The following is a 25,200-nucleotide window of genomic DNA, read 5'->3' as shown; positions in this document are numbered from 1 at the left end:
GCACCACCGCACCGGGCCGAAGGGCCCGAGACACGGCCGCGACGCGCAGGTACTCTGCCCCTGACCGGGCGGAGGCCTCATGAGGATCGAACTGCGCGGGGTCAGCCAGGGGCGCAACGGGCGCGCCCTGCCCGAGACGTCCCTGACGTACGAGTCCGCGCGGGCCACGCGTGTGATCGCCGAGACCGAACAGCGGCCGACGGTGCTGGGCCTCCTGGCGTCCGGACGGATGCGGCCGGGCGCCGGCACGGTCCTGATCGACGGCGCGCCGGATGCACGGATGCTGCGCCGGCGGGTGGCCCTCGTGGACGCGCCCGAGATCTCCGAGCCCGAGCCCAACGTGTCGGTGGCGGGCATGGTCGCCGAGGAGCTCATGTTCGCCGGGCGCCCGCCGACGCCGTTCCGGGCCCGGCACTGGCTGGACGAGCAGGGGTTCGGCGACCTCGCCTCCACCCCCGTGGGCGACATCGAGCCGGCGGCACGGATCCGCATCGTGCTCGAGTGCGCCGCCCTGCGACCCGACGTGGAGGGGCTCGTGCTGGTCTCGCCGGATCGGCACGGCGGCGATCCGCGCGCGTGGTGGCGCATCGTCGAGGACTTCGCCGCGCGCGACTACGCGGTGCTGGCCATCGCCGGGGTGCCCGCGCATCTGGTCCTCGGCGACGCCGGCGACCCCCCTCACGAGGCCATTCATGCGGCCGATTCCGAAGCGGGTGAGGCGGGCGGTCACGCGGCCGACCGAGCGGCCGATCCCGTCGCTCCTCCCGCCGAGGCCGACACCCGCCCGCTGCGCCACCGTCGCCGCCCGCGGGGCGGGCGCGCCGCCGATCCTGGTGCCGAACCCGACACGACGGACGGATCATCATGAAGATCCCTCAGATCATCCATGCCGAGCTGCGTCGCCTCGTGTCCACGCCGATGCTGTTCCTCGCGCTCATCGCGCTGCTGTTCGTGCCCATCCTGTACGGCGGGCTGTACCTGTGGGCCAATCAGGACCCGTACGGGAAGCTCGCCGAGATCCCCGCCGCGATCGTCGTCGACGACACCGGCGCGAGCGTCAACGGCGCGGAGCGCAGCTACGGCGACGAGGTCGCTCAGGAGCTGCTGGCGAGCAACACCTTCGACTGGCGCCGCGTCGGGTCGGCGGAGGCGGAACGCGGTCTCGCGTCCGGGCGCTTCGACTTCGTCATCGTGATCCCCGCCGACTTCTCCGCAGCGATCGCCTCCATCTCCTCCTCCGAGCCGAAGAAGGCCGAGATCCAGCTGCGCACCGACGACGCCAACAACTACCTCGCCTCCACGATCGGGTCGCAGGCGGTGGAGCGCATTCAGGCGGACATCGTGACCAAAGTCATCGATGAGGCGGGCCTGACGCTCCTGGCCGACCTGCAGACCATCCGCGTCAAGATCTCGGATGCGGCCACCGGAGCCCAGGAGCTGGTGGACGGGCTGGGCACCGCGCGCTCGGGCGCCGAGCAGCTCGCCGCCGGCGCCGCGAGCCTGGCCGCCGGCACGGCGGAGCTGCGGAATGGTGCCGCGCAGCTGAGCGGCGGGGCGGGTGAGCTGAGCGCCGGCGCCGGGCGCGTGGCGGGCGGTACGGCCGAACTCGACCGGATCGCGGACGAGCTCGGCGCGGTATCCGCGGGGGCCGTCGCGCAGCTGCCCACCGCCCGCAACGACATCGCACAGGCGCTGACGGCCGCGGGAGTGGACCCCGCCGAGACGGCGCGGATCCTCACCGCCCTCGACCCCGTCGGCGAACTGCTCGACGCGGCCAACAGCCGTGTCCAGGGCGCGGTCGGCCGGATCGACGAGCTCAACGCCGGCGCGCAGGAGGTCGCCGCCGGAGCCGCTCAGCTGGCCGAGGGGAGCGCGCGACTGGCCGAGGGGACGGCGTCGGCGGCCGCCGGAGCCGCGGAGCTCAACGACGGCGCAGCCCGGCTCGGGCCCGGTACCGCCGAGCTGCTGGCCGGTGCCACCGAACTGCAGACCGGCCTGGCCGAGGGTGCCGGCCAGATCCCCGAAAGCGACGAGGACACCCGGGTGGCGCAGGCCGCGACGCTGTCCGACCCGGTGTCGGTGTCCACGAGCGACCTGGCCCAGGCGCAGAACTACGGCGCGGGCCTCGCGCCGTTCTTCGCGGCGCTGGCGGGCTGGATCGGCATCTACTCGCTGTTCCTGATCGTCAAGCCGATCTCGCGCCGCGCGGTCACGGCACTGCGCGCCCCCGTGCGGGTGACGCTGGCAGGATGGCTGACCCCGGCGATGTTCGGCGCGGTGCAGATGCTGGGGCTGTTCACCGTGCTCGCCTTCGCGCTGCGGTTCTCCTTCGCCAACCCGCTGCCCACGCTCGGCCTGCTGGTCGCCGCCACCGCGACATACGCCGCGATCGTGCTGGCGCTGAACGTGTGGTTCGGGGAGGTGGGCGAGTTCCTCGGACTGGTTCTGATGGTGGTGCAACTGGTCTCGGCCGGCGGCACGTTCCCGTGGCAGACGCTGCCAGGGCCGCTCGCCGCCGCGCACCACGTCCTGCCCATGTCCTACGTCGTGGACGGGATGCGGCAGCTGATGTACGGCGGCAGCCTCTCGCGGGTGTGGCTCGACCTCGGCGTCCTGGCGATCTGGCTCATCGCCGGGCTCGTGCTGTCGGCGGTGGGCGTAGCGCGCATCACGCGACGGCGCACGCTCGCGGACCTGCAGCCGAGCATCTTCGGCTGACCGCCACGGGTCAGCCGCCGGAGGCGGGCGGGGTCTCCTTCTCGCCGCGCAGCTCGTCGATATACAGGCTCGTGCGGTCGATCGTCTCGTTGCGGTACGCCTGTCGCCCCACCATGTGCGCCGACAGCGGGGCGGTGGCCAGCTGGAACAGCACGACCGGGATGAGGAACGCGACGACCGGCCACGACCGCAGCGACAGCGCGATCGCGAGGCAGATCACGATGAGGCCGAGCACCTGCGGCTTGGTCGCCGCGTGCAGGCGCGCCGGCACGTCGCGGAACCGCAGCACGCCGATGCCGGCGACCAGGCACAGCAGCGCGCCGAAGAGGATGAGGACGAGGGCGATGCCGTCCAGCCACGCCTGGAGCGGGCTGGCGGCGACATCGGTGCCGAGGGCGGCGAAGGCGTTCATCGCTCGGTGTTGTCCTTCCTCGCGACGAACCGCGCGATGGAGACCGACCCGAAGACGCCGACGGCCGCGATGATCAGCATGATCGGGAGGGAGCGCGTGTGCTGGTTGATCGCCATCTCCGCGCCCAGCACGCACAGCACCTCGGTCAGCAGCACGTCGGATGCCACGGCCCGGTCCAGGATCGAGGGGCCGATGACGATGCGCCACAGCGTGAGGATCGCCGCGACGGTGAAGACGACGAAGACCGCGATCAGCACGACGTTCATGCGACGCCTCCCATCGGGGCGGGCGGCGCCGTGCGTCGCGTGTCCGTGGCCGACTCCACCTGGGCCAGCTGCGCGCGCGAGCCGACCGCACGCACGATGCGCCGCTCGAACAGCAGCACCGCGGCGCGCTGCTTCTCGACGTCCTCGTCCGAGCGCACGCCGATCACGTGCAGGTAGAGGATGCGGCGGTCACGGTCGGCCTCCACGATGAGGGAGCCGGGGATGAGGGATGCCGTGACCCCGACGTGGGTCATGATCAGGTCGTCGTCCGTGCGCAAGGGAACGGCGATGATCGCCGCGCCCGGCTGGCGACGGAAGTCCAGGACCTGCGCGGCCACGATGAGCGAGCCCCGCACGACGTCGGTGAGGAAGGTCACGACGAAGACCAGGCCGTACCAGAAGTTCAGCCGCCCCGACAGCTCCACGGGCGGGAGGCGGAACACGCGCGTCACCGCGATCGCGGCGACCAGGCCGGTCAGGAACGACACCACGGTGAACTGTCCCCACAGCAGCATCCACAGCGCGATCAGCCACACGAAGAACGGCAGCTGCCGCCACAGCAGGTGCAGGAGGGTGCGGGCGTCGTGCTTCATTCCTCCACCCCCTGCTCGACCTGGACGACGGAGATGGGCTGCAGCAGCGTCTCGCCCACGCGCGCGCACACGGCGTAGAGCGGGCCGGCGAAGACCGTCAGCGCGATCGTGACGACCACCATCCCGGCCGTCGCGGCGGTCATGATGCGCGGGATGACGCGCCGTTCGGTCTGGATGCCGGCGGCGGGGGCCGATCCCAGGTAGTCGATGCGGGCCTCGGTCTCGGCCGAGTCCTCCTCTTCGCGCCAGAACGCGAGGTTCCAGGCGCGCATGAGCGCGTACAGCGTCAGGAGCGAGGTCACGATGCCGCCCACGATCAGCACGATCATGATGGGCGAGCCGACCTCGGCCGCCGCGTCGAACAGGCCGTACTTGCCGATGAAGCCCGAGAAGGGCGGCAGCCCGCCGAGGTTGATCGCGGGGATGAAGTACAGCACCGCGATGACGGGGGCTGCGCGCATGAGGCCCCGCACGCGCAGGATTGACGTGCTCCCCGCGCGCCGCTCGATGAGCCCGATCGCCAGGAAGAGCGTCGTCTGCACGACGATGTGGTGCACGGTGTAGTAGATCGTCGCGCCGATCGCGGCCGGCGTGGCGATCGCGAGCCCGAAGACCATGTAGCCGATGTGGCTGACGAGCGTGAACGACAGGATGCGTTTGAGCTCGGCCTGTGCGAGGGCGCCGAGCACGCCGACGATCATGGTGGCCAGCGCCACGATCATGAGCATGAAGTTGACGTCGCTGTCACGGAAGATCTGCGTCTCGGTGCGGATCAGGGCGTACACGCCGACCTTGGTCAGCAGGCCCGCGAACACCGCCGTGACGGGGGCCGGCGCCGTCGGGTAGGAGTCGGGCAGCCAGAACGACAGGGGGAAGACGGCCGCCTTGATGCTGAAGGCCAGCAGCAGCATGAGGTGCAGGACGAGCTGCACATCCGGCGGCAGTTCGCCCATGCGATCCGACAGCTGCGCCATGTTCACGGTGCCCAGCGCGCCGTAGATCATCGCGATGGCGGCCAGGAACAGGATGGAGGACACCAGCGACACCACGATGTAGACGACGCCCGTGCGGATGCGCGACTCCGTGCTTCCCAGCGTGATGAGCACGTACGAGGCCACGAGCAGGATCTCGAAGCCGACGTAGAGGTTGAACAGGTCGCCGGCGATGAAGGCGGTGAAGATGCCCGCCGACAGGATCAGGTACGAGGGGTGGAAGATCGACACCGGGGTGTCGTCGTCTCCGTCGGCTGCGCCCTGGCCGACCGAGAACAGCAGCACCGCCAGCAGCACGACGCTGGAGATGACGACGAGGAGGGCGGCGAGGCGGTCCACGTACAGCACGATCCCCAGCGGGATCGGCCAGCCGCCGACCGACACGGCGAGGGGCTGGTCGGAGGCGTCCACGGCGAACAGCAGCACGAGGGCGATCGCGAGCGTCGCGCTCAGGGTCGTCACCGACACCGCCACCTGGGTCTTGCGGTGGCGTCCGGCGATGAGCGCCATCCCGGCCCCCAGCAGCGGCAGGGTGACCAGCAGCGGAACCAGCGTGCTCATCGGTCGTCACCGTCCTCGTCCGCACGGGTGCGGCGGTAGGGCCGGTCGGCGGGGGCGTCATCGCGGATGGCGGTCACGTCGTCGCTGCGCAGCAGGCGGATGGGGGCGGCCTCGGTTCCCACGAAGTCGGTGGTGGCGTCGTCGTCCTCCTCCTCGACCTCGACGTCCATGGCGTCTTCGTCGCTGGGGCGCTCCCGGATGGCGACGTCCTCGGCGTCGTCCTGCACGGTGTCGGCCTGGCCGAGCTGCCACGAGCGGTAGATGAGGGCGAGCAGGAACGCCGACACGGCGAAGGTGATGACGATGGCCGTGAGGGTCAGGGCCTGCGGGAGCGGGTCGGACACCGCATCCGCGTCGTCGGAGGCGCCGTAGAACGGCGCCGCGCCCGGGTCGCCCATGACGATCAGCAGCAGCAGGTTGGCGGCGTTGCCCAGCAGCAGGAAGCCGATGAGCACGCGCGTGAGGCTGCGTTCGAGCATCGCGTACACGCCGCCCGCGAAGAGCACGGCCATGATCACGATGAGCACCAGCGACGCGGTCATCCGGCCACCGCCTCGCGGTCGCGCAGCTCCTGGCTCTGGCGGTCGACCTCGGCGCCGAGGCTGCGGAGCACATCGAGCACGAGCCCGATCACGACGAGGTAGACCCCGACGTCGAAGATCGTGGAGGTGACGAACTCGACATGCCCGATGACGGGGAGCGTGGTCTCGATGAAGGCACTCGTCAGCGGCGCCTCGCCGAAGAACAGCGGCACCACGGCGCACGCCGCCGCCAGGGTCATGCCGGCCCCCAGCAGACGGCCGGCGTCGGCGGGGGCGGCGGCACCGAGCTCGTAGCGCCCGCCCGCGACGTACCGCATGACCAGTGCCATCCCCGCCACCAGGCCGCCGGCGAACCCGCCGCCGGGCAGGTTGTGACCGGCGAACAGCAGGTACAGCGACACGATGATGATCGAGTGGAACAGGACGCGCACGATCACCTCGAGCACGATCGAGCGGTTCTCCGGGCGCACCTTCTGACCGCCCAGCAGCCACGTCTGCGGCTGGTGGCGCGTGTCCGGCGTCGGCGCGCGCGGGCCTTCGGACGTCTCCACGAGCGGCGAGCGCACGCGACGGCGCAGGCGCGGCAGCGGTGCGGTGAAATCGGACAGCGTGTCGGCGCGGTGGGTGACGAAGACGAGTGACGCGACGCCGGTGGCGGCGAGGATCAGGACCGACAGCTCCCCCATGGTGTCCCAGCCGCGCAGGTCGACGAGGGCGACGTTGACGACGTTCTGCCCGTGCCCGATCTCATAGGCCAGCATCGGCCACGAGTCCGAGATCGGCCGCTCCACGCGGGCGCTGGTGGCGACGATCGCCACGAGCGCCATCGTCACCCCGACCGCGGTCGCGAGCACCGCGCGCGCGATAGGCCACACCGAGGCGTTGTGCTCGCCCATGCGGGCCGGGATGCGCCGCAGCACGAGGGCGAAGGCGACGAGGGTGACCGTCTCGACGAGGATCTGCGTGAGGGCGAGGTCGGGCGCCCCGCTGGTGGCGAAGAGCACGACCATGCCGAGGCCCGTGACCGAGACGAGCACGACGCCGGTGTAGCGCTTCCGGGCGTTGACGGCCAGGAGCCCCGCGGCGATCATCACGGGTGCCACGGCGAGCTGCACCGGCGTCTGCCACGCGGCCAGGTCGGCACGCCATTCCGGCGCGGACAGCAGCGCCGTCCCCTCGGCCGCGACGAAGACGACGAAGATCGTCCCCACGTACACGGGAAGCGATCCGCGCTGGGTGAGCGAGGTGGTGAACACCGCCAGACGGGCGATCGCACGGATGGTGGCGTTGTAGACGTCGGTGGCCGTGAACGGCAGCATCCGCATCGTGGCGAAGCGACCCTGGCGTGCAGTGAGCAGGAAGACCCCGACACCCAGCACGATCGTCCCGAGCGAGATCCACAGGGCCGGTTCGAATCCGTGCCACAGCGCGAGGTGAGGCGTGCTCTCCGGTGCCGGAATCCCAGGGCTGGCGGGGGCCGCGGTGCGGGCGTACGGCTGCAGCACGGCGTCCAGCCACGGCGTGGCGATGCCTGCGACGACGGTCAGAGCGGACAGGACCACCGGCGCCCCCAGGAAGCCCAGCGGCGGGTCGGGCCACTCGGTGCGCTCGCGGCGCGCGCCGGCGGCATCGCGCTTGGTGGCGAACGCGCCCCACAGGAAGCGCAGCCCGTAGGCGGCCGTCAGGATCGAGCCGGCGATCACGCCCAGCAGCGCCACGAGCGCCCATGCGCCGCCGTGCAGCGTCTCCTCGAGGAGCGCGGCGAGCACCCCCTCCTTGGCGACGAAGCCGATCGTCGGGAGAACTCCGGCCATGCACGCTACCGCGATGACGGAGAAGGTCGCCAGCACGGGAGCCTGGCGGCCTACGCCGCTGAGCTCGCCGATGTCACGCGTGTTGAGCTGACGGTCGATGACGCCGACGACCAGGAACAGCGACGACTTGAACAGCGCGTGCGAGAGCAGCAGCGCGAGCCCGGCCAGCGCGGCCTCCTGCGTGCCGTAGCCCAGCACGACGGTGAGGAAGCCCAGCTGGCTGACCGTGCCGAAGGCGAGCACGCGTTTGAGGTCGCTCTCGCGCAGGGCCTGGAACCCGCCCAGGAGCATCGTGAAGACGCCGAGGGCGATGACGATGGGGCGCCACGGCGCGGCGAACGCGAACACGGGGGCGAAGCGGGCGATGAGGTAGATGCCCGCCTTCACCATGGCCGCCGCGTGCAGGTACGCGCTGACGGGTGTGGGGGCGGCCATCGCACCGGGCAGCCAGAAGTGGAAGGGGAAGATCGCCGACTTGCTCAGCGCCCCCACCAGCACCAGCACCAGCGCGGCATCCACCGTTGCCCCGGTGGGGGCCATCTCCAGGATCGCGGACAGACTCGTCGTGCCCGTCTCCACGACCAGCAGCACCACACCCACGAGCATGACGAGCCCGCCGATCGTGGTGACCAGGAGCGCCTGCAGGGCCGCGCGGCGGCTGGCGCCGCGCGCGTGGTAGTACCCGATGAGCAGGTACGACAGGATGCTCGTGATCTCCCAGAACATCACCAGCAGCACGATGTCGTCGGTGAGGACGAGGCCGTACATGGCGCCGGCGAAGGCCAGCAGCACGGCGGAGAACAGCCCGACTCCCTGCGTCTTGCCGCGGAAGTACCACCGGCAGTAGAACATCACCAGCGCGCCGACGCCCGTCACGATGAGCGCGAGCAGCCAGCCGAGGGTGTCCATCCGCATCGAGATCTCGATGCCCAGGGCCGGGATCCACTCGTATGTCTCGAACGGAATGTCTCCGCGCATGACGGCGGCCGTGGACATCGCCGCGTGCACGAAGGCGCCGACCGGAAGCAGCGCGGCGACGTAGAAGGCGCGGGCGCCCAAGAGTTTCACGAGCCACGGCAGCAGCAGCGGGACCAGGAAGAACGCGCCAAGGAGCGGCAGCACTGCGCCCTCCTCGGGTTCGACGGGCCGGGGCCCGGGGCTCTCGGGGTGTCCTGACCATTCTACGTTGCGCCCGCAGCCGCCCGGTCCGGCGGGCACTCCGTCCCGGTCCGGACGCCGCCCGTGTACGCCCTGCTCGCCTCAGCCTGCCGGCGCGGGCCCCGTGGTGTTCCCGGCGCGGAACGTGCACGTCAGCCGCAGGCTCTCCGCCGGCGACCCGGCCAGCATGGCTGCCACCGCGGAACCGGCGGCGCGGCCCTTCTCGGCCGCGGGCTGCACCGCCGTGGTGAGCTCGTACGGCGAGAGTCCGTCGACGACGACGCCGTCGAACCCGGTGACGCTGAGGTCGTGCGGAACGCGGAGGCCGGCCTCCTCAGCGGCGCGCACGACGCCCGCAGCGAGCAGGTCGCTCTGGGCGAGAATCGCGGTGGGGCGCGCGGCCGGGTCGGCCAGCAGCATCCGCCCGGCCGCCAGCCCCTCGTCGATGAGGCTGGCCCCGGCCGCGTAGGCCGGAGCCTCCGGGTACACCTCGCGGGCTCCGGCGAGGCGGTCGGCGGCGACGTCGACCTGGATCTCCGCCTCCGCTGCGGCATCCAGCCACCCCGGCGGGCGACCCGCCGCCGTCGGCAGCGTCAGGATCGCGACGTCGCGGTGCCCGAGCCCGGCCAGGTGGGCGGCGAGCTCACGCTGCGCCTCGCGGTTGTCGAGCCTGATCTGCGGAACCCCGTCGCCGCCGTCGCCCTCGATCACCACGACCGGCACGTCCCGGGCGCGCAGCACCTGGAGCGAATCCCGCATACGCGCGTTGCAGCCCACCAGCACCGCGGCATCCAGGGGTGTCGTCAGCAGCGACGGCCCGGCCGCCTCCTCGCCGGTGTCCTGCAGCAGGAGCAGGCCCGCGCCCACGCCGGCGAGACCTTCGGCCAGGCCGTCCATCTGGAGCCGGGTGACCGGGTCGGAGAAGACCGCCCCCAGGCGCGCGCCGACGACGACCCCGACGATGCCCGAGCTCCCGCGCCGCAGCGACGCGGCACGCGGGTCGGGGCCGGTGTACCCGAGGCGCTGGGCGGCGTCGATGACGCGCCGTCGCGTCGGATCGGTGACCGGCGCCCGTCCGCTGAAGACCACCGATGCGGTGGAGGGCGACACGCCGGCGGCGCGCGCGACGTCGGCGATGGTGGCTCGGCGCGCGCTCATATCGCGATCGTACCCTCCGCTCGTCGAATCGATTCGGTAGCCTGATCGCATGAACGACGCCCTCACCCGCTCCCAGCTCGTGCGCTGGCGAACGGCGACCTTCGCCATCTTCCTGGCCAGCGGCCTGAGCATCGCCACGTGGGCCTCTCGCGTTCCGGCGATCAAGTCGGGCCTGGAGATCGACAACATCGCGGTCGGCCTGCTCCTTCTCGGGGCCGGTATCGCCTCGATCATCGGGCTGTCGGTGGCACCGATGGTCATGGCCAGGGCGGGCGCGCGGCGCGGGATGCTGGCAGCCCTCGTGATCGTCGGCATCGGCGTCGCCACGATCGGAATCGGCACCGACCTGCTGTCCTCCTACCCCGTGGTGCTGCTGGGCCTCGCGCTCTTCGGATTCGGCAACGGCGCCGTCGACGTCATGATGAACGTCGAAGGGGCCGCGATCGAGAAGACCAGCGGCCGCACGCTGCTGCCGCTGTTCCACGCCTTCTTCAGCTTCGGCACCGTGATCGGCGCGGGACTGGGGGTGGTGGCGGCCGCGCTGGGGATCACCGTGCTGGCCCACACGGGCCTCATGGGCGGGGTGATCGTGCTCGTCGCGCTGGTCAGCGTCGCCGGCGTCCCCGCGCGGGAGAGCGCGGAGGCGGCTGCCGCGCCGGCGGGACGGCCGCCGTTGCGCGAGCGCTTCCTCGTCGCCATCAGCGCCTGGCGGGAGCCGCGCACGTACGCGCTGGGGGTCATCATGCTCGGCATGGCGTTCGCCGAGGGCGGGGCCAACGACTGGCTGCCGCTCGCGGTGGTCGAGGACCACGGGGCCGATGAGGCGTTCGGTGCGGCGGCACTGACCGTCTTCTCGGTCGCCATGACGGTGGTCCGCGTCCTGGGCGGCCCGCTCGTGGACCGGGTGGGACGGGTCGCGGTGCTGCGCACCCTTTCCTTCACGGCCGCGGCGGGCCTGCTGCTGTTCATCTTCGCCCCCAACCTCCCGCTGGTCTTCATCGGGGCCGCGCTGTGGGGCGCGGGTGCATCACTCGGGTTCCCGCTCGGGATGTCGGCGGCCGCGGACGACCCGGCGAAGGCCCCCGCCCGAGTGAGTGCCGCCGCGACGATCGGTTACGTCGCGTTCCTGTGCGGTCCGCCGATCCTCGGCTTCATCAGCGAGAACGTCGGCCTGCTGAACACGCTCCTGGTGATCGTCGTGCTGATCGTGCTGTCGGGCCTGTTCTCCTCCGCCGCACGGCCGTTGGCGGTGGCCTCCGCCGACGCTGACGCCGCCCCCGCCGCGGCGGCGGATCCGCCCCGCTCCCCCGCGTCCGAGCGCTGACGCCACGACCGGATGCAGCGATGCCCCGGCCGTCGGGCCGGGGCATCGTCGTGCACGGTGCTGCCGTCAGGGCTGGGTGACCAGCGTCCCCGGCAGCTCGTACTGACCCTGTTCCGGCTCGGCGCCCTCCTCGACGAAGTCGCCGATGAGGTCTGCCACCTGGAGGACGATCGCGGCCCAGTCCTGCTTGACGGTCGCCACGAACGGTCCGCCCTTCTCGATCTCGGCGAGCGCGAAGTCCTGACCGTCGACCCCGACCACCGGGATGTCGCTGACCCCGGCCGCCTGCAGCGCCTGCACGGCGCCGAGGGCCGGCTCGTCCCAGCCGCCCCAGATGCCGGTGACGTCGCCGCCGCGGGCGGAGATGACGTCCTGGACCGAGGTGCGGGCGTCATCCACGGGACCGGGCACGTTGACGTGCTTCTCCTCGACGATCTCGATGCCGGCGGCCTCGAACGCCTCGCGGGCACCCTCCGCCCGCGCGCGCACGCCGGGGTGCGGGTCGTGGGTGAGCATGACCACCGACCCCGTGCCGCCCATCGCCTCGATGAGGGCGCCGGCGCTCTGCTGGCCGAGGTCGACGTTGTCGCTCGTGACGTTGGCCGCGATGCCGTCGGCGGCGCCCGCGTCGATCGCGAACACCGGGATGTCCGCATCGGCGGCAGCCTTCAGGCCGAGCGAGATCTGCGTCGGGTCGCCGGTGCCGAGAACGATGGCGTCGGGCTGCTGGGCGGCAGCATCCTGGAACGCGCTGTTGAGCTTGTTCATGTCGCCGGCGGTGTCCACGACCGACACGGTCCAGCCGCGCTCCTCGCCCTCGGCGGTGAAGAGGTCGATGGCCTCCTTGGTGGCGGCATTGGCGAGGTAGGGGGTGACGACCGTGACGGTGACTCCGTCGCCGCCGTCGCCGGCCTCCGCACCACCGGCGCACGCGGTCAGTCCGAGCCCGGCGACGGCGGTCACGGTCAGAGCCGCGAGGGTTCTGTTCAACTTCATTGTCTTCCCTTTCATGGATGAGGACGGTGTGCGAGTGGGATCACTCGTCGTACGGCGCCTGCGGCGGCATGCCGGCCAGCGCGTGGAAGGTTCCGGCCAGAGCCGGATAGAGCTCACGGTGGGTGGCCAGCAGACGCGCGTAGGCACTGCGCGCCGGGCCGGGGTGCGTCTCCTCCGCCTCGGCTCCGGGTCCCAGCAGCGGACGGATGCCGCCGCCCAGGCCCGCCGCGTCGGCGGCCGCGCGCGCCGCCGACACGCAACCGGGGTCCTCCGCGTCGCCCGTGACGATCGTCGCGTCGAAGACGTCGGCGAGGATCTGCCGCCACGCGGGCGAGGAGGCCGCGCCGCCGACGGCGGGGATGCGGGTCTGGCGAATCTGCATCGCCTCGGCCGCGTGCCGCAGGCCCATCGCGACACCCGTGAGGACGGCGAGGTAGTGGTCGACGGCGTCCGTGGCATCGGTGACGCCCACGAACGCACCGCGGAAGTGCCCGTCGCGCACAGGCGTGCGCTCTCCGGCCAGTCCGGGCAGGCACAGCGGCCGGGCGGAGAGGTCGCCGACGCGCTCCGCGACGGCAGCCTCCACGTCGGCGAAGTCGCTGCGCGGGAAGAACGTGCGCCGCGCCCACGCGGCAGCCGATCCGGCCGACTGCACCGCGCCGATGCGCAGGCGATGGTTCCACCCGGGCAGGACGAGGGAATGGATGGGCGAGGGCTCGGCCGGCGCACCCGCGGTCACGCCCGCCAGCCAGCCGGTGGTGCCGAGGTACAGGTAGGCGTCGCCGGGTGCGGAACCGACGAGCCCGTCGGTGGCCGAGCCGGCATCGCCGGGAGCGACCACGACGGGGATGCCCGCGCGGACGCCGAGTTCGGCCGCCGCCGTCGGCGACACGGTCCCCGCCGCCGCGTCGCCGGGGACCGCCCCCACGAGGACGGGGAAGCGGTCGGCGGGTGCGCCGGCGGCCGAGATCGCGTCGACCAGCCACGTGCGCGCGTCGATGTCGAGCAGGCCCGTCGTGGACGCGGTCATCACGTCGCACGTGGCCCGGCCGCCCGCGCGCCAGGCCAGGTAGCCGGCCGCACCGAAGAACAGCTGCGTCGCCTCGGCCAGCACGCGCGGTTCGTGCTCGGCGAGCCACGCGAGCTTCGCGGCGACGTTCGTGAGGTCCTGATGGTTGCCGGTGCGCCGCTCCCACTCCGGGATGCTCGCGCGCAGCCGCTCATGCTGCGCGCCGGCGCGCGTGTCGGAGTACAGCAGCGCGGGGCGCAGCGACCGGCCGCCGGCGCCGACCACGATGAGGTCCTGCATCTGCCCGGTGACGCCCAGGGCGTCGATGCGGTCGGCCACCCCGGTGTCGGCGAGCGCACGGCACGCCGCATCCCACCAGTCCTCCGGCCGCTGCTCGACGATGCCGCCGGGGCCATGGACGGTGTCGTACGACGCGGTGGCCCGCGCGATCACCGTCCCCTCGGACGTCAGCACGGCGAGCTTGACGCTCGACGTGCCGATATCCAGGCCCGCGATGAGCGTCATGTCAGCGCCGCTTCCTGCTGAGACGGCTCAGGCTCACGGCCAGGACGATGATCACGCCGGTGAGCACCTGCTGCACGTAGCTGTTGACCTGCAGGATGTTCAGGCCGTTGTTGAGCACGCCGACGATGCCCAGGCCCACGACGGTGCCGCCGACGGTGGGCTGGCCCGCCCGCGACAGGGTGATGCCCAGGAAGACGGCGGCGATCGAGGACAGCATGAGCGGGTCGGCCGCCGTGGGGTGACCCGACGCGAGCCGCGCGGTGAGCACGATGCCCGCGAGAGCCGCGCCGAAGCCCGCCACGACGAAGGCGGAGAAGCGCACGAGCTTGGTGTTCACGCCCGACAGGCGTGCCGCCTCCGCGTTGCCGCCCACGGCGTACCAGCTGCGCCCGAGGACGGTCTTCGACAGCGCGAACCACACCAGCAGCACCAGGATGATCGCGACGATGACGGGAACGGGGACCGGGCCCACGCGGCCCTGGCCGAGCCACACGAAGCCCTCGGGGAGGCCGAAGACGGTGGCGCCGTTGGACAGCAGCAGCGCCAGGCCCGTGAAGGAGGTCATCGTCGCGAGGGTCGCGATGAACGCCGAGAGGCCGAGGTAGGCCACCAGGAATCCGTTGATCGCACCGGCGGCGAGCCCCGTGAGCAGGCCGAGCCCGACGGCCAGCAGCGGATCCATCCCGCCCACCAGGAGCTGCGCCGTGATGACGCCGACGAGGCTCGCGAGCGATCCGACCGACAGGTCGAAGTCGCCCACGACCATGACGACCGTCTGCACGGCGGCGATCATGGCGAGGATTGCGAGCTGCTCGAGGATGTTGGTGAAGTTCACCGGGGTGAGGAACACCTGCGGCTTGAGCACCGCGAACAGCACGATGAGGGCGAGCAGGCCGAGCAGGGTCCCGTAGGAGGCCAGGCGCGCCGGCAGCGCTGCACCGCGCGTGCCGGCGGCGGGCGCCTGCGGAGTGGTCGTGGACATCATTCGGACTTCCTGTAGCAGAGGTGGAGGATGGATTCTTCGGTGGATGCGGCGGGGTCGGCGACGCCGGTGAGCCGGCCCTCGTGCAGCACGGCGATCTCGTCGGCCAGCCCCAGCAGCTCGGGGATCTCGCTGGAGACGACCACGACGGCGACGCCCTCGTCCGCCAGGCGCCGGATGAGCTGGTAGATCTCCGCCTTCGTGCCGATGTCGATGCCGCGCGTCGGCTCGTCCAGGAGCAGCACGCGGGGCCGCCGCTGGAGGTATTTGGCGAGGACGACCTTCTGCTGGTTGCCGCCGGACAGCTCCTCCACCGGCTGGCCCACCGATGTCGTCTTGATCTGCAGGTCGGTGCGGCCGCGCTCGGCCGCTTCTCGCTCGCGCCGGGCGGATGCCACGCCCGCCACGCTCAGCGCCCGCAGGTTGCCGAGGGCGATGTTGGCCTGGATCGAGTGCGTCATGACGAGCCCCTGGCTGCGGCGCTCCTCCGGGACGTAGGCGATGCCCGCATCCATCGACCGCGCCAGTCCCAGGCGGGTCACGTCGTCGCCGTCCAGGAGCACGCGTCCGGTCTGCGCGCGCTCGGCACCGGCGATGATCTTCAGCAGCTCGCTGCGCCCGGCCCCGGCCAGGCCCGCGATGCCCAGCACGCGGCCGGAGCGCGCCTGCAGGCTGACCCCGCGGAGGGTATAGCCGCCGAGGTCGTCCACCGCGAGCAGCACCGGACCGGCGGTACCGGCCCGGGCGGGGTAGACCTGGCCGTGCTCGCGCCCGATCATGGCCGACACCACGTCGTCGGTGTGGGTCTGGGCGATCGGCTTGGTCCACACGTGCCGGCCGTTGCGCATCACGGTGGCGGTGTCGGCGAGGGCGAACACCTCCTCGAGGCGGTGCGAGACGTAGAGGATGGCCGTCCCGGCGTCGCGGAGGGCACGGAGCACGACGAACAGCTGCTCGGTCTCGGTGTCGGTGAGCGCCGCGGTCGGCTCGTCCAGGATCAGCACGCGCGCATCCCGCGCGAGCGCCCGGGCGAGGGCGATCATGGTCTGCTGCACCGCGGACAGCTCCCCCACCGGCACGTTCAGCGGCAGCGCCTGGCCGAGGCGTTCCAGGAGCGCACGGGCGTCGCGGTCGAGCCTGCGGCGGTCGACGATCCCGGGGATGCCGCGTCGGCGCGTGCCGAGGAAGATGTTCTCCGCCGCCCCCAGGGTCGGCACGAGCGTGAGCTCCTGTGGCAGGGCGACGACCCCGCGCGCCTGTCCGTCGGGCACCGAGCGCAGGGCGGCCGGTACCCCGTCGAGCACGACCTCGCCGCCGCTCGGGGCGATCACGCCGGCGAGCATCTTGATGAGTGTGGACTTCCCTGCGCCGTTCTCGCCGAGGAGCGCGTGGATGCTGCCGGCGTGGAACTCCAGCGACAGGTCCGAGACGACGCGGACGGGGCCGTAGTCCTTGCTGAGGCCGCGCGTGGCGAGCACGGGTGCGGCCGTGAGGGTGGTGGTCATGCTCTTCCTGTTCCCGGCGGTCGTCAGCGACCGCCGCGTACGAACGGCGTGGATTCGTCGGCGATGATGGGGGCGTCGCTGGAGAGCACGAGCTCCAGGCCCGGCTCGTCGGCGCGGCGCTCGGCGGAGACCACCACGCTGTCGCCGGCGGTGAGGGCGCGGTCATCCACCACCGCGACCCCGTCTGCGCTCAGCGTCAGGCGGGCCGACAGCAGCGCCGCCTCCCCTTCCGCGCGGTGCAGCAGCCCGGCCGACTCGGCGTCGAGGTTCGTCGCCTGCACGGTCTCGGTCGCCCGGTCGATCCGGATGCCGAGGTCGGTGGAGAGCACGTCGTACAGCGAGCGCGTCTCCAGCGTCGCCACCTCGATCCCCGCGGCGACGGCGGGCGAGAGCAGCGAGGTCTGGAGGATGAGGGGCTCGCCGTCGACGTAACGCAGCCGCACGAGCTCGAACGCCTCCCGCGTGGGCAGCGCCATCCGCCGCTGTTCCAGGGGCGACACCTCGATCGCGGCGTACCCGAGCACCTCGGTGCGCAGCGTCCGCCCGGACGCGGCGATCTGAGCCGCGAAGCTCGCCAGCGGGCCCATCTCCAGGCGATACGGGCGGCTGCGCACGTACGTGCCCTTGCCCTGCTCGGTGCTGAGCAGGCCCTGGTCGGTGAGGGTCTGCACGGCCTGACGCACGGTCATGACCGTGACACCGAAGCTCTCGGCCAGTTCCTTCTGGGAGGGCAGGGTCTCGCCGGCGGTGAGCTCCTCCTCGGTGATCGCCAGCGCCACGGCCCGGGCGATCGCGAGGTACTTGGGCAGGCCGTCGTTGCGGCTGAAGGAGATCCGCTGCGGGCTCCACGGGGTCCGCTCGCTCATGCGCGCACCTCGTCCCGGCGCACGAGGATGGGCGCGACCTCGTCGACGATCGCCGCCACCTCCTCCGGACCCTCGTTGGCGGCGGCGACCAGGCGCGTGCCGATGATCGCGCCGTCCGCGCCGGCGATCATGAGTCGCTGCACCTCTTCGTAGCCACGCACGCCGAAGCCGACGCACACCCCGTACGGGCGCTGGCCGAACGCCTCCGCCAGCTCACCGAGGCGCTCGGCGGCCTTGGCCGCATTGAAGCGGCCGCCGGTCTGGCCCTCGGCGGACTGCAGGTAGATGAAGGGGTCGGGGAACACCCCCGACGAGAGCAGCGCGAGGTCCTCCTGCAGGTGCAGGAAGACCACCGGCTCGATGCCCCGCTCACGCGCCAGGGCGCCGATCCGGAGCTGCTCGGCGACCGGATGCTGCGGCAACAGCACGCCGTCGATGTCGGCGGCGGCGAGCGCGTCGAGGAACTCCTCGGCGGGGAGGCGCTCCAGCGTGCGGGCGTACGCGAGGGCGATGATCGAATCCCCCGGGTCGCGGCGGCTGGAGGCGGCCAGCTCGAGCGCCTCCGCGATCGAGCCGAGGTGGTGCGAGGCCTGCAGGGCGGCGGCCTGGATGAGGGGTCCGTCCAGCGCGGGTGCCGGCCCGGGCATGCTCACTTCCAGCGCGTCCAACCCGGCCTCGAACGCGGCACCGGCGGCCCGGCGGAAGCGGTCGGGGTCGGGATAGCCGGCGGGCAGGAAGCCCATCAGCATGCCGCGGCGCTCGGCGCGTGCCTGCGCCAGCCGGTGTCTCAGGCGGTTGGCCACGGATGCTCCTCATCGAACTCTTCTAGATGACTAGAACACAGTAGGGGTCTGTCCCGTCGCGCAGCAAACCGGCGGCGCCGCTCCGCCTCCGGCCCCTGCCTCCGCCTTCAGCCAGCGCGCCGCGAAGGTGCATCAACCCGGCGAGAGTGCACCGGATCCGGTGCACCCTCGCCGAGGTGATGCACTCTCGGCGCGGCGGTTAGGCTCGACGGGTGCGTCTCGTCATCGCCCGCTGCTCCGTCCACTACACCGGACGGCTCAACGCGCACCTGCCCCTGGCCACCCGCCTGCTCGTGCACAAGGGCGACGGCAGCCTCCTCGTGCACTCCGACGGCGGATCGTACAAGCCGCTGAACTGGATGAGCCCGCCCTGCACGCTCACGGCCGAGGAGCCGGATGCGGCCGACCTCGAGGACGGCGTCACCCAGCGCTGGCGCGTCACCCACGCCAAGTCCGGCGATGCGCTGCTCGTGCGCATCCACGAGATCCTGCACGACACCTCGCACGACCTCGGCGTGGACCCCGGCCTGGTCAAGGACGGCGTGGAGGCTGACCTGCAGCGCCTGCTCGCCGAACAGGTCGCCCTCGTCGGCGACGGCCTGACCCTCGTGCGCCGCGAGTACCCGACCGCCATCGGCCCGGTCGACCTCCTGCTGCGCGACCCGGCCGGGGGGACCATCGCCGTGGAGGTCAAGCGCCGCGGCGACATCGACGGCGTCGAGCAGCTCACGCGCTACCTCGAGCTGCTCGGACGCGATCCGCACCTCGCCCCCGTCACCGGCGTCTTCGCCGCTCAGGAGATCAAGCCGCAGGCCCGCGTGCTGGCCACCGACCGCGGCATCCGCTGTCTCACGCTCGACTACGCCGAGATGAAGGGGATCGAATCCGGCGCCCCCCGCCTGTTCTGACCTGCGCCGGTCACCCCAGGACGCCGGCACCCGAGACCGCCGATAGCGTGGAGGGCATGCCCACGCGCTCACCCTGGTCGTGCATCCTCTGGGATGTGGACGGCACCATCGTCGACGCCTCGGAGGGAATCCTCCGGCGCCTGACCACCACCCTCGAGCACTTCGGGCTGCAGCCGCCCACGCGCGGCGAGCTGGCGCACTGGATCGGACCGCCGATGTTCGAGTCGTTCCAGACGAACGTCGGGATGACCCCCGAGCAGTCCACCGAGGCGGTGACGTTCTACCGCGGACTCAACAAAGCAGAGGGATACACCTCCAGCGCCAAGCTCTTCCCCGGCGTGGCGGACGTGATCGCCGCACTGGGCGCCGCCGGCGTCCCGCAGGCCACGGCCAGCTCCAAGCCCGAGGTGCAGGTCTCCGCCCTCATGGACCACTTCGGGCTCACGCAGTACTTCACCGCCGTGGTGGGTGCCACACCGGATGAGCGCACACTGAGCGCGAAATCCGACATCGTCGCCGAGGCGCTGCGGCGCCTGTCCGCGGCCGGCGTGGACATCAGCCGGCCCGTTCTCGTCGGCGACCGCCACCACGACGTCGAAGGCGCCGCCGAGCACGGCGTACCCGTCATCTTCGTCCGCTGGGGATTCAGCTGGCCGCACGAGGCCGACGGCGCCCAGGCCGCGGTCGACGACGCCGACGAACTGGCCCGGCTGCTCCTGCTTCCCGACTCCCCCGCATAGCCGGGTCCGCTCGTCCGCCCCGGCCGTAGGGTGGGCGCATGGGCGAGCAGCCGAAGTGGGCCGGCCGCATCCGGCAACTCGCCGGGCGCATCCCCGCCACGCTCGCGCTCGTGGCCGTCGTCACCGCCGGCGGTGTCGTGACGCAGGGGCTGTGGTCGCCCCTCATCGACTCCCCGCTGTGGGAGAGCATCGCCTACGGCGTGCCCGCTCTGGAGGCGGGCCGGTGGTGGACGCCGCTGACGGGCTCGTTCTTCCTCGCCCGCCCGTGGGTGTACGCCGTCGCCCTCACCGGATTCGCGGGCATGGCGTATCTGGAGTACCGGCGCGGATCGCGGGTCGCGCTGACCTACTTCGTGGTCGGCCAGCTGTTCGCGGTCCTCGGCACCATGCTGCTCCTGTGGCTGTGTGCGATGCTGACGTGGCCGTGGGCGCAGGAGCAGGCGGCCGCCCTGGATGCGGGGCCCTCGGGTGGCACGATGGCCTGCATCGCCGCGGCGGTCAGCCTGTTCGCCCCGCCGTGGCGCCTGCGCGCGTGGGTCGCCCTGGTGGCGATCGTCCTCCTCATGGTGCTGTTCTCCGGCTCGCTCGCCGACCTCGAGCATCTCCTCGGCGTGGCCCTCGTCCTGGCCGTGGACCGGTCGCTGCGTCCCCAGCGGGTGACCGTGCGCGAGCAGCGCCTCATCGCCTTCGTCCTCATGCTGGGTCTGGGCGCGATCCAGATCGTGACGCTCCTCGTTCCCACCGACGGCCCCTTCGGCCGCACGGCGCCCCTCGCGACCTCATGGGTGGATGTCGTCGTCGACGTCGTGGTGGTCGTCGGGGTGGCCCACGGGATGCGGCGGGGCCGGCGCTGGGCGTGGGTGGTCAGCGTCGTGCTGACCTCCGTCAACGTGCTGTTCGGGGTGGCGCTGATGATCCTGATCTCCGCCCTCGGCGTCGACACGGTGGAAGCGGCCATCGACTCGGACGTGAGCGTGGCGCTGGCGACCTCGGTGCTGGCAGCGGTGACGCTCGGCTATCTCGTCGAGGTCCGCGGCGCGTTCCGCGCGCGGCGCAGGGCGCACATCGGCCAGGGTGCGCGTCCGACCACCGACGAGGTGAAGGACGAGATCCGCCGCCACGGCGGCGGGACGCTGTCGTGGATGACGACGTGGGACGGCAACCAGTACGCCCGGGCCGCGGGCGGGATCGTCGCATATCAGCGCAGGGCAGGAGTCGCGCTGGCTCTGGCGGATCCGGTCGGGCCCGCCGCATCCCGTGCCGACGCGGTGAGGGTGTTCATCCGCGACGCCGAGCGCGCGGGGCTCGTCCCATGCTTCTTCAGTGCCGGAGAAGCCACCCGCGCCGCCGTGCCGCGGGGGTGGCGGAGCTTCGTCGTGGCCGACGATGCGATCGTCGACCTGCCCGGCCTCCGGTTCAGGGGCAAGGCATGGGGCGATGTGCGGACGGCGCTGAACCGTGCGGGGCGGGAGGGGATGAAGTTCCGGATGACGCGCCTGCGCGACGAGCCGTGGGGCATCCAGCAGCAGCTGCGGGCCATCTCGGAGAGCTGGGTGGCCGAGAAGGGGCTGCCCGAGATGGGATTCACCCTGGGGACGCTGCAGGAGGCGGGCGACCCGGAGGTGCGCGTCGCTCTCGCCGTTTCGGCGGTGGGCGATGTCGACGGCTTCCTCTCCTGGTTGCCGGTGTACGGCGAGGGGCGCGTGCGCGGCTGGACGCTCGACCTCATGCGCCGTCGCCAGGGCGGATTCGGCCCGGTGATGGAGTACCTCATCGGCTCGTCCGCCGCTCTGTTCGCGGAGGAGGGGGCGGAGATCATGTCGCTGTCGGGGGCGCCGCTCACGCATCCGCCCGGTTCCGGCGCGATCGCGGAGGTGACCACGTGGGTCGCGGGTCTGATCGAGCCGGTGTACGGCTTCGCGTCGCTGCACCGCTTCAAGCAGAAGTTCCAGCCGCGCTACGAGCAGATGTATCTGCTCTATCGGGACGAGGCCGACCTCACCCGCATCGCCGCGGCGCTCACGCGCGCGTATCTGCCCACCGCGACGCTGCGGCAGTTCGCCGACGCCGGGCGCGAGCTCGTGCGTGGCGCACACTGAACCCGACCACCCGTAACGGCGGTCGCTTCAGCGATCAGATCGGGCGGATGTTCTCCGCCTGCAGGCCCTTGGGGCCCTGTGCGATCTCGAATTCGACGCGCTGATTCTCCTCGAGCGAGCGGTATCCCGACGCCTCGATCGCCGTGTAGTGGGCGAACACATCCGCGCCGCCCTCATCGGGCGCGATGAAACCGAACCCCTTCTCCGAGTTGAACCACTTGACCGTGCCCTGGGTGCTCATTGCATGCCGTTCTGTTCTTTCCGGCGCCCTCATGCGCCGTGGGTCTCCCACGCTAACGCTCGCGGGCGCCCGCGTCACGGGGTGGTGACAGAAACGTTGCACGCGGGCGGAGGCGGCGAAGCCGTTAACCATACGACGCCCGGGCCGAGCCAGAAGCTCAAAGCCCGGGCGTCGACGGATCCCCCCGGATAGGCCGCGCAGAGCGCGGCTGCCCTCACTCTACTGACATCACCCCGGCCAACGCGATAGCCGGAGGCAAACTCGTGTCGACGTCTTTGTCTTCGTAGGGTGTCGGCGTGGCCCACATCGATCTGCGCGACCTCGACGACGACGATCTGGACGCCGTGGGCGCAGTTCTGATCGATCCGGACGAGGTCGCTCCTGCCGGTGTGGGCGCCGCCGATCGGGACGGGATCGATGAGTGGGTGGCCCGGCAGCGGCAGGATCCGGACGCCTGGATCAAGGTCGTGACCGAGAGTGGCGCCTTCGCCGGAGCAGCGGCCGCGTACACCGTCGACGGCGAGCGCGAAGTGGCGTGGTGGATCGCCCCGCACGCGCGCGGGCGAGAAGTGGGCGGCCATGCCGTACGTCTGCTCGCGACCCTGGAGCCGGAGCGGCCGCTGTACGCGCGGGTGCCCGCATCCGAGTCGCCGCCGGAGGCCATGCTCGAGCGGATCGGGTTCACCCCGGCGACGCCATCCGCCGACGGCGCCCTCCGCTACGTCCTGCCTCCGACGCTCGAGTAGGCCTCACCGACGGCGATCAGTGGCCCGGCGGCTTCGTCTCATCCGCCGGCGGCAGGCGCAGCGGGTCGGGTCGGAATGACTCGTCGATCTGGGCGGACTGGGCCGGCTCCCTGTGCGGGTGCGTCGCGGCCGAGCGTCCGAGGTACGCATCGGAGTAGGGGTCCGACGCGACGAGGTCGGCCTCCGACGGCCGACGACGCCCGCGGATCGACAGCGCACCGATCGCAGCCAGCCACGCGACCCCGCCCACGACGTATCCCCACAGCGGAACCCGCCACACGAACGCGATCGAGGCCCAGTAGGCGGCGAAACCGCCCACCACGACGACGGCGATCGCGACCCGCCGCCACGTGGTTGCCATGGTTCACGGTACGGCCTGGTGAAGTGCGGCGGAGATCCTCGCCGCGACCTCATCCACGTACTTGTTGGACGGGCCCGACAGCGAACGGAAACCAGTCCGGGCGAGTTCCAACTCGATGACCGAACCATCGGGTGAGCGAAGGGTCAGCGAGGGCAGGGCGATCAACGGCGACAGGAAATGCTCGCGCTGCACCGTCACGGCACCCGGAATGGTGACGGACTCGGGAGGCCCACCATCGGCAGTCCGGATCTCGGGGGTCCCGTTCGTCATCTGTATCCAACCTTCGCCGATACGGTGTTCGCGGCCCGTTGACGCGTCGAACGCGTATCCCCGGGTGAACAGACAGACGACCTGAGCGCCGCGGGCATCGGCTTGCCGTGCAAGACCGCGGTGGCTGGTCGCCATCATCAGGGCGAGAGCGGCCGGCAGCGGAATCGCCAATCCTACCCATCCGACGACAGCCCCCGGAGAAGCCCCTAGGCGTGCGTTCACGATGGCCCCGGCGACGGACACGCCGACGATTATCGCAGCCACGAACGCGGCCGTTCCGATTTTCCCCCGCGCGCGGGAAAGCTGCAGAGGCGGGGTGGAATCATCAGTCATGGCACAACTGCTCTCGACGATGACGAAGCACCGACCGGCAGGTCGATGTCCCGTCGATGATGCCGTAGAGGGGAGCGGTTTGTCACTGTCGGCGGCCTTCAGGAACGCCGTAGCGTTGCAGTATCAACGCGAGAAGCCGTCGGCGGGGCGGGATGACGGCAGAGCGTCGATCCGGTCGGCCAGCGCACGCAGACGGCTTCTGCCGTAGGGGAACATGCTGCGGATCCCGTACCGGGTCGGGACGGCCTCGAGCACGCTTCCGTCCGAGAACCACACCGCCAGCTGCGTGTCCGTCAGCACACCGCCCAGCACATGCACCTCGGCGACGCCGGTGAGGTCGCCGGCTGGCACGACTCGCACCTCGCCCGCGTCGCGGATCCAGACCTTCAGAGAGTCCTCTCCCAGCCACAACCATCCGCCGCTGGCGCGGTGATCGAGCTGCGCGATCAGATTCTTCGGCCCCAACTGTTTCGAGATCGCGGCAGCCGACAGAAGATAAACCCTTCCGCCGTCTCGTTCCACCTGCGCTTCGGCTGCATCCTTCAGCCCGCGGTGGCGGAGGACGACCACCGAGAGAACGATCGCCACGATCAGGAATCCGAACGGGAGCATGATCCACCGCGGTTGGGCCGGTTCACCGGCTGCTAGGGGCGCAAACGCGATGCCGAACGAAAGGAAACCGGTGATCACGAACCCACACACGTAAAGGGCGCCCATGAACCGGAACTGCGGCGGCAGGACCGACGCCACGGCTCTGACGGACTGGGGCATCGACTCTCCCGGAAGTTCAAACCAACGACTTGCGCGGCGAGCTCGCCCGCAAGTGCATTATGTTGCGAACGCAACTTCCCATGCCGGAACGGTCCACCAGCGCGGAAGCGGAAACAAAAGAACCCGGCCGGAGCATCTCGCTCTCGCCGGGTCTTTCTCTGTATGTCGAAGCACATGGGCCCTGTATTTCACATACAAGGCCCCGCTGTGCGCGAGGGGGGAGTTGAACCCCCACGCCCTTTCGGGCACTGGCACCTGAAGCCAGCGCGTCTGCCTATTCCGCCACTCGCGCGAGGCGCGGAACGGATCCGCGCACTCAACTTCCCGAGGATATCACGGCCCACGCCCGCCACCGCAAAGCGCTCCCCCGGTCCACCGTTCAGAACTCAGGAGATCGCGCCACATCCGCCCCCCATAACCCCGGAAAACGTCAGATCCTCCTGAGTTCTGAACGGGGCAGCCCGCGCAAGAGGAGCGAGGCCAACGGCCAGCCGGCGGAAGCGGGTC

The 25,200-nt window shown here is 71.6% G+C and carries 24 protein-coding genes and 1 tRNA gene; 7 read left to right on the top strand and 18 right to left on the bottom strand.

The genetic code is table 11. The features are described from left to right. Positions 1-79 precede the first annotated feature (79 nt). Positions 80-868, top strand: coding sequence for a P-loop NTPase family protein (locus E4K62_RS00260; RefSeq protein ID WP_135062455.1), 789 nt, complete (start codon positions 80-82; stop codon positions 866-868). Continuing rightward, positions 865-2,718, top strand: a complete 1,854-nt coding sequence (locus E4K62_RS00255; RefSeq protein ID WP_135062453.1) for a YhgE/Pip family protein — start codon at positions 865-867, stop codon at positions 2,716-2,718. Before E4K62_RS00260 ends, E4K62_RS00255 begins: the two co-directional genes overlap by 4 nt. A gap of 10 nt (positions 2,719-2,728) precedes the next feature. On the opposite strand, the gene mnhG is transcribed toward E4K62_RS00255, so the two are convergent. The 7 genes from mnhG to E4K62_RS00220 all read right to left on the bottom strand — a co-directional run bounded on the left by mnhG (position 2,729) and on the right by E4K62_RS00220 (position 10,214). After that, complete coding sequence (mnhG, locus tag E4K62_RS00250) at positions 2,729-3,130, bottom strand: monovalent cation/H(+) antiporter subunit G (protein ID WP_135062451.1); 402 nt, start codon at positions 3,128-3,130, stop codon at positions 2,729-2,731. Beyond that, complete coding sequence (locus E4K62_RS00245; protein WP_135062449.1) at positions 3,127-3,396, bottom strand: MrpF/PhaF family protein; 270 nt, start codon at positions 3,394-3,396, stop codon at positions 3,127-3,129. The genes mnhG and E4K62_RS00245 overlap by 4 nt, the downstream gene beginning before the upstream one ends. After that, entirely contained in the window at positions 3,393-3,989 is a 597-nt protein-coding gene (locus tag E4K62_RS00240) for a Na+/H+ antiporter subunit E (protein WP_135062447.1), read from the bottom strand. Before E4K62_RS00240 ends, E4K62_RS00245 begins: the two co-directional genes overlap by 4 nt. Further along, positions 3,986-5,542: a Na+/H+ antiporter subunit D gene (locus tag E4K62_RS00235; RefSeq protein WP_135062444.1), complete on the bottom strand. Its 1,557-nt coding sequence runs from the start codon at positions 5,540-5,542 to the stop codon at positions 3,986-3,988. The genes E4K62_RS00240 and E4K62_RS00235 overlap by 4 nt, the downstream gene beginning before the upstream one ends. Further along, complete coding sequence (locus tag E4K62_RS00230) at positions 5,539-6,084, bottom strand: Na(+)/H(+) antiporter subunit C (RefSeq protein WP_135062442.1); 546 nt, start codon at positions 6,082-6,084, stop codon at positions 5,539-5,541. The genes E4K62_RS00235 and E4K62_RS00230 overlap by 4 nt, the downstream gene beginning before the upstream one ends. Further along, on the bottom strand, positions 6,081-9,020 hold the full coding sequence (locus E4K62_RS00225) for a Na+/H+ antiporter subunit A (RefSeq protein ID WP_135062440.1): 2,940 nt from the start codon (positions 9,018-9,020) through the stop codon (positions 6,081-6,083). The genes E4K62_RS00230 and E4K62_RS00225 overlap by 4 nt, the downstream gene beginning before the upstream one ends. Positions 9,021-9,158: 138 nt before the next feature. Further along, entirely contained in the window at positions 9,159-10,214 is a 1,056-nt protein-coding gene (locus E4K62_RS00220) for a LacI family DNA-binding transcriptional regulator (protein ID WP_135062438.1), read from the bottom strand. A 49-nt stretch (positions 10,215-10,263) separates the two neighbouring features. On the opposite strand from E4K62_RS00220, the gene E4K62_RS00215 reads away from it, so the two are divergent. Then, positions 10,264-11,538: an MFS transporter gene (locus E4K62_RS00215; protein WP_135062436.1), complete on the top strand. Its 1,275-nt coding sequence runs from the start codon at positions 10,264-10,266 to the stop codon at positions 11,536-11,538. 66 nt (positions 11,539-11,604) lie between these two features. Here the strand turns inward: E4K62_RS00215 and E4K62_RS00210 are convergent, their stop codons facing one another. From E4K62_RS00210 to E4K62_RS00185, 6 genes are read right to left on the bottom strand one after another with little or no spacing between them, the layout of a single operon-like run. Beyond that, positions 11,605-12,534 carry a sugar ABC transporter substrate-binding protein gene (locus tag E4K62_RS00210; protein ID WP_167747676.1) on the bottom strand — a complete coding sequence of 310 codons (930 nt, stop codon included), beginning with the start codon at positions 12,532-12,534 and terminating at the stop codon, positions 11,605-11,607. A 40-nt stretch (positions 12,535-12,574) separates the two neighbouring features. Further along, positions 12,575-14,068, bottom strand: a complete 1,494-nt coding sequence (locus tag E4K62_RS00205; RefSeq protein ID WP_135062432.1) for a xylulokinase — start codon at positions 14,066-14,068, stop codon at positions 12,575-12,577. Between the two features lies 1 nt (position 14,069). Further along, a complete protein-coding gene (locus E4K62_RS00200; protein WP_135062430.1) occupies positions 14,070-15,053 on the bottom strand; it encodes an ABC transporter permease in 984 nt (327 codons plus the stop codon). Further along, positions 15,050-16,555 carry a sugar ABC transporter ATP-binding protein gene (locus tag E4K62_RS00195; protein WP_135062428.1) on the bottom strand — a complete coding sequence of 502 codons (1,506 nt, stop codon included), beginning with the start codon at positions 16,553-16,555 and terminating at the stop codon, positions 15,050-15,052. The genes E4K62_RS00200 and E4K62_RS00195 overlap by 4 nt, the downstream gene beginning before the upstream one ends. A gap of 23 nt (positions 16,556-16,578) precedes the next feature. Beyond that, complete coding sequence (locus E4K62_RS00190; RefSeq protein WP_135062426.1) at positions 16,579-17,421, bottom strand: GntR family transcriptional regulator; 843 nt, start codon at positions 17,419-17,421, stop codon at positions 16,579-16,581. Then, positions 17,418-18,224 (bottom strand): tryptophan synthase subunit alpha, encoded by an 807-nt coding sequence (locus E4K62_RS00185; RefSeq protein ID WP_135062424.1) that lies wholly within the window; start codon positions 18,222-18,224, stop codon positions 17,418-17,420. The genes E4K62_RS00190 and E4K62_RS00185 overlap by 4 nt, the downstream gene beginning before the upstream one ends. 212 nt (positions 18,225-18,436) lie before the next feature. Between E4K62_RS00185 and nucS the strand changes: the two genes are divergently transcribed. Genes nucS through E4K62_RS00170 form a run of 3 tightly spaced genes read left to right on the top strand, consistent with a single transcriptional unit; the run spans position 18,437 to position 21,971 of the window. Continuing rightward, entirely contained in the window at positions 18,437-19,132 is a 696-nt protein-coding gene (nucS, locus tag E4K62_RS00180) for an endonuclease NucS (RefSeq protein ID WP_135062422.1), read from the top strand. 56 nt (positions 19,133-19,188) lie between these two features. Next, complete coding sequence (locus tag E4K62_RS00175; protein WP_135062420.1) at positions 19,189-19,872, top strand: HAD hydrolase-like protein; 684 nt, start codon at positions 19,189-19,191, stop codon at positions 19,870-19,872. Positions 19,873-19,910: 38 nt separating this feature from the next. Beyond that, positions 19,911-21,971 (top strand): bifunctional lysylphosphatidylglycerol flippase/synthetase MprF, encoded by a 2,061-nt coding sequence (locus E4K62_RS00170; RefSeq protein ID WP_135062418.1) that lies wholly within the window; start codon positions 19,911-19,913, stop codon positions 21,969-21,971. A 34-nt stretch (positions 21,972-22,005) separates the two neighbouring features. Here the strand turns inward: E4K62_RS00170 and E4K62_RS00165 are convergent, their stop codons facing one another. Next, complete coding sequence (locus tag E4K62_RS00165) at positions 22,006-22,212, bottom strand: cold-shock protein (RefSeq protein ID WP_135062416.1); 207 nt, start codon at positions 22,210-22,212, stop codon at positions 22,006-22,008. A gap of 296 nt (positions 22,213-22,508) precedes the next feature. Here E4K62_RS00165 and E4K62_RS00160 point away from each other — a divergent pair, with 296 nt between their 5' ends. Continuing rightward, the gene (locus E4K62_RS00160; RefSeq protein WP_135062414.1) at positions 22,509-22,958 is read left to right on the top strand and encodes a GNAT family N-acetyltransferase; all 450 of its coding nucleotides are present in this window, start codon (positions 22,509-22,511) and stop codon (positions 22,956-22,958) included. A gap of 16 nt (positions 22,959-22,974) precedes the next feature. Here the strand turns inward: E4K62_RS00160 and E4K62_RS00155 are convergent, their stop codons facing one another. The 4 genes from E4K62_RS00155 to E4K62_RS00140 form a co-directional block, all read right to left on the bottom strand. Next, positions 22,975-23,319: a hypothetical protein gene (locus E4K62_RS00155; RefSeq protein WP_135062412.1), complete on the bottom strand. Its 345-nt coding sequence runs from the start codon at positions 23,317-23,319 to the stop codon at positions 22,975-22,977. Between the two features lie 3 nt (positions 23,320-23,322). Further along, the gene (locus E4K62_RS00150; RefSeq protein WP_135062410.1) at positions 23,323-23,922 is read right to left on the bottom strand and encodes a hypothetical protein; all 600 of its coding nucleotides are present in this window, start codon (positions 23,920-23,922) and stop codon (positions 23,323-23,325) included. Between the two features lie 123 nt (positions 23,923-24,045). Continuing rightward, positions 24,046-24,672, bottom strand: a complete 627-nt coding sequence (locus tag E4K62_RS00145; RefSeq protein WP_135062408.1) for a hypothetical protein — start codon at positions 24,670-24,672, stop codon at positions 24,046-24,048. A gap of 229 nt (positions 24,673-24,901) precedes the next feature. Continuing rightward, positions 24,902-24,985 (bottom strand) — tRNA-Leu (locus E4K62_RS00140). Positions 24,986-25,200: the final 215 nt, after the last annotated feature.

Source organism: Microbacterium wangchenii (genome assembly GCF_004564355.1).
GTDB lineage: Bacteria > Actinomycetota > Actinomycetes > Actinomycetales > Microbacteriaceae > Microbacterium > Microbacterium wangchenii.
The sequence above is the reverse complement of the archived record's forward strand: the minus strand, read 5'-3'. Positions and strand labels throughout refer to the sequence as shown.

What these genes read in the sequence shown, in the direction of transcription:
- E4K62_RS00190 (WP_135062426.1), bottom strand. Translation starts at nt 17,421, where the DNA reads ATGAGCGAGCGGACCCCGTGGAGCCCGCAGCGGATCTCCTTCAGCCGC.
- E4K62_RS00170 (WP_135062418.1), top strand. Translation starts at nt 19,911, where the DNA reads ATGGGCGAGCAGCCGAAGTGGGCCGGCCGCATCCGGCAACTCGCCGGG.
- E4K62_RS00220 (WP_135062438.1), bottom strand. Translation starts at nt 10,214, where the DNA reads ATGAGCGCGCGCCGAGCCACCATCGCCGACGTCGCGCGCGCCGCCGGC.
- E4K62_RS00165 (WP_135062416.1), bottom strand. Translation starts at nt 22,212, where the DNA reads ATGAGCACCCAGGGCACGGTCAAGTGGTTCAACTCGGAGAAGGGGTTC.
- E4K62_RS00240 (WP_135062447.1), bottom strand. Translation starts at nt 3,989, where the DNA reads ATGAAGCACGACGCCCGCACCCTCCTGCACCTGCTGTGGCGGCAGCTG.
- E4K62_RS00235 (WP_135062444.1), bottom strand. Translation starts at nt 5,542, where the DNA reads ATGAGCACGCTGGTTCCGCTGCTGGTCACCCTGCCGCTGCTGGGGGCC.
- E4K62_RS00245 (WP_135062449.1), bottom strand. Translation starts at nt 3,396, where the DNA reads ATGAACGTCGTGCTGATCGCGGTCTTCGTCGTCTTCACCGTCGCGGCG.
- E4K62_RS00175 (WP_135062420.1), top strand. Translation starts at nt 19,189, where the DNA reads ATGCCCACGCGCTCACCCTGGTCGTGCATCCTCTGGGATGTGGACGGC.
- E4K62_RS00155 (WP_135062412.1), bottom strand. Translation starts at nt 23,319, where the DNA reads ATGGCAACCACGTGGCGGCGGGTCGCGATCGCCGTCGTCGTGGTGGGC.
- E4K62_RS00215 (WP_135062436.1), top strand. Translation starts at nt 10,264, where the DNA reads ATGAACGACGCCCTCACCCGCTCCCAGCTCGTGCGCTGGCGAACGGCG.
- E4K62_RS00230 (WP_135062442.1), bottom strand. Translation starts at nt 6,084, where the DNA reads ATGACCGCGTCGCTGGTGCTCATCGTGATCATGGCCGTGCTCTTCGCG.
- E4K62_RS00150 (WP_135062410.1), bottom strand. Translation starts at nt 23,922, where the DNA reads ATGACTGATGATTCCACCCCGCCTCTGCAGCTTTCCCGCGCGCGGGGG.
- E4K62_RS00195 (WP_135062428.1), bottom strand. Translation starts at nt 16,555, where the DNA reads ATGACCACCACCCTCACGGCCGCACCCGTGCTCGCCACGCGCGGCCTC.
- E4K62_RS00200 (WP_135062430.1), bottom strand. Translation starts at nt 15,053, where the DNA reads ATGATGTCCACGACCACTCCGCAGGCGCCCGCCGCCGGCACGCGCGGT.
- E4K62_RS00210 (WP_167747676.1), bottom strand. Translation starts at nt 12,534, where the DNA reads ATGAAGTTGAACAGAACCCTCGCGGCTCTGACCGTGACCGCCGTCGCC.
- E4K62_RS00205 (WP_135062432.1), bottom strand. Translation starts at nt 14,068, where the DNA reads ATGACGCTCATCGCGGGCCTGGATATCGGCACGTCGAGCGTCAAGCTC.
- E4K62_RS00260 (WP_135062455.1), top strand. Translation starts at nt 80, where the DNA reads ATGAGGATCGAACTGCGCGGGGTCAGCCAGGGGCGCAACGGGCGCGCC.
- mnhG (WP_135062451.1), bottom strand. Translation starts at nt 3,130, where the DNA reads ATGAACGCCTTCGCCGCCCTCGGCACCGATGTCGCCGCCAGCCCGCTC.
- E4K62_RS00255 (WP_135062453.1), top strand. Translation starts at nt 865, where the DNA reads ATGAAGATCCCTCAGATCATCCATGCCGAGCTGCGTCGCCTCGTGTCC.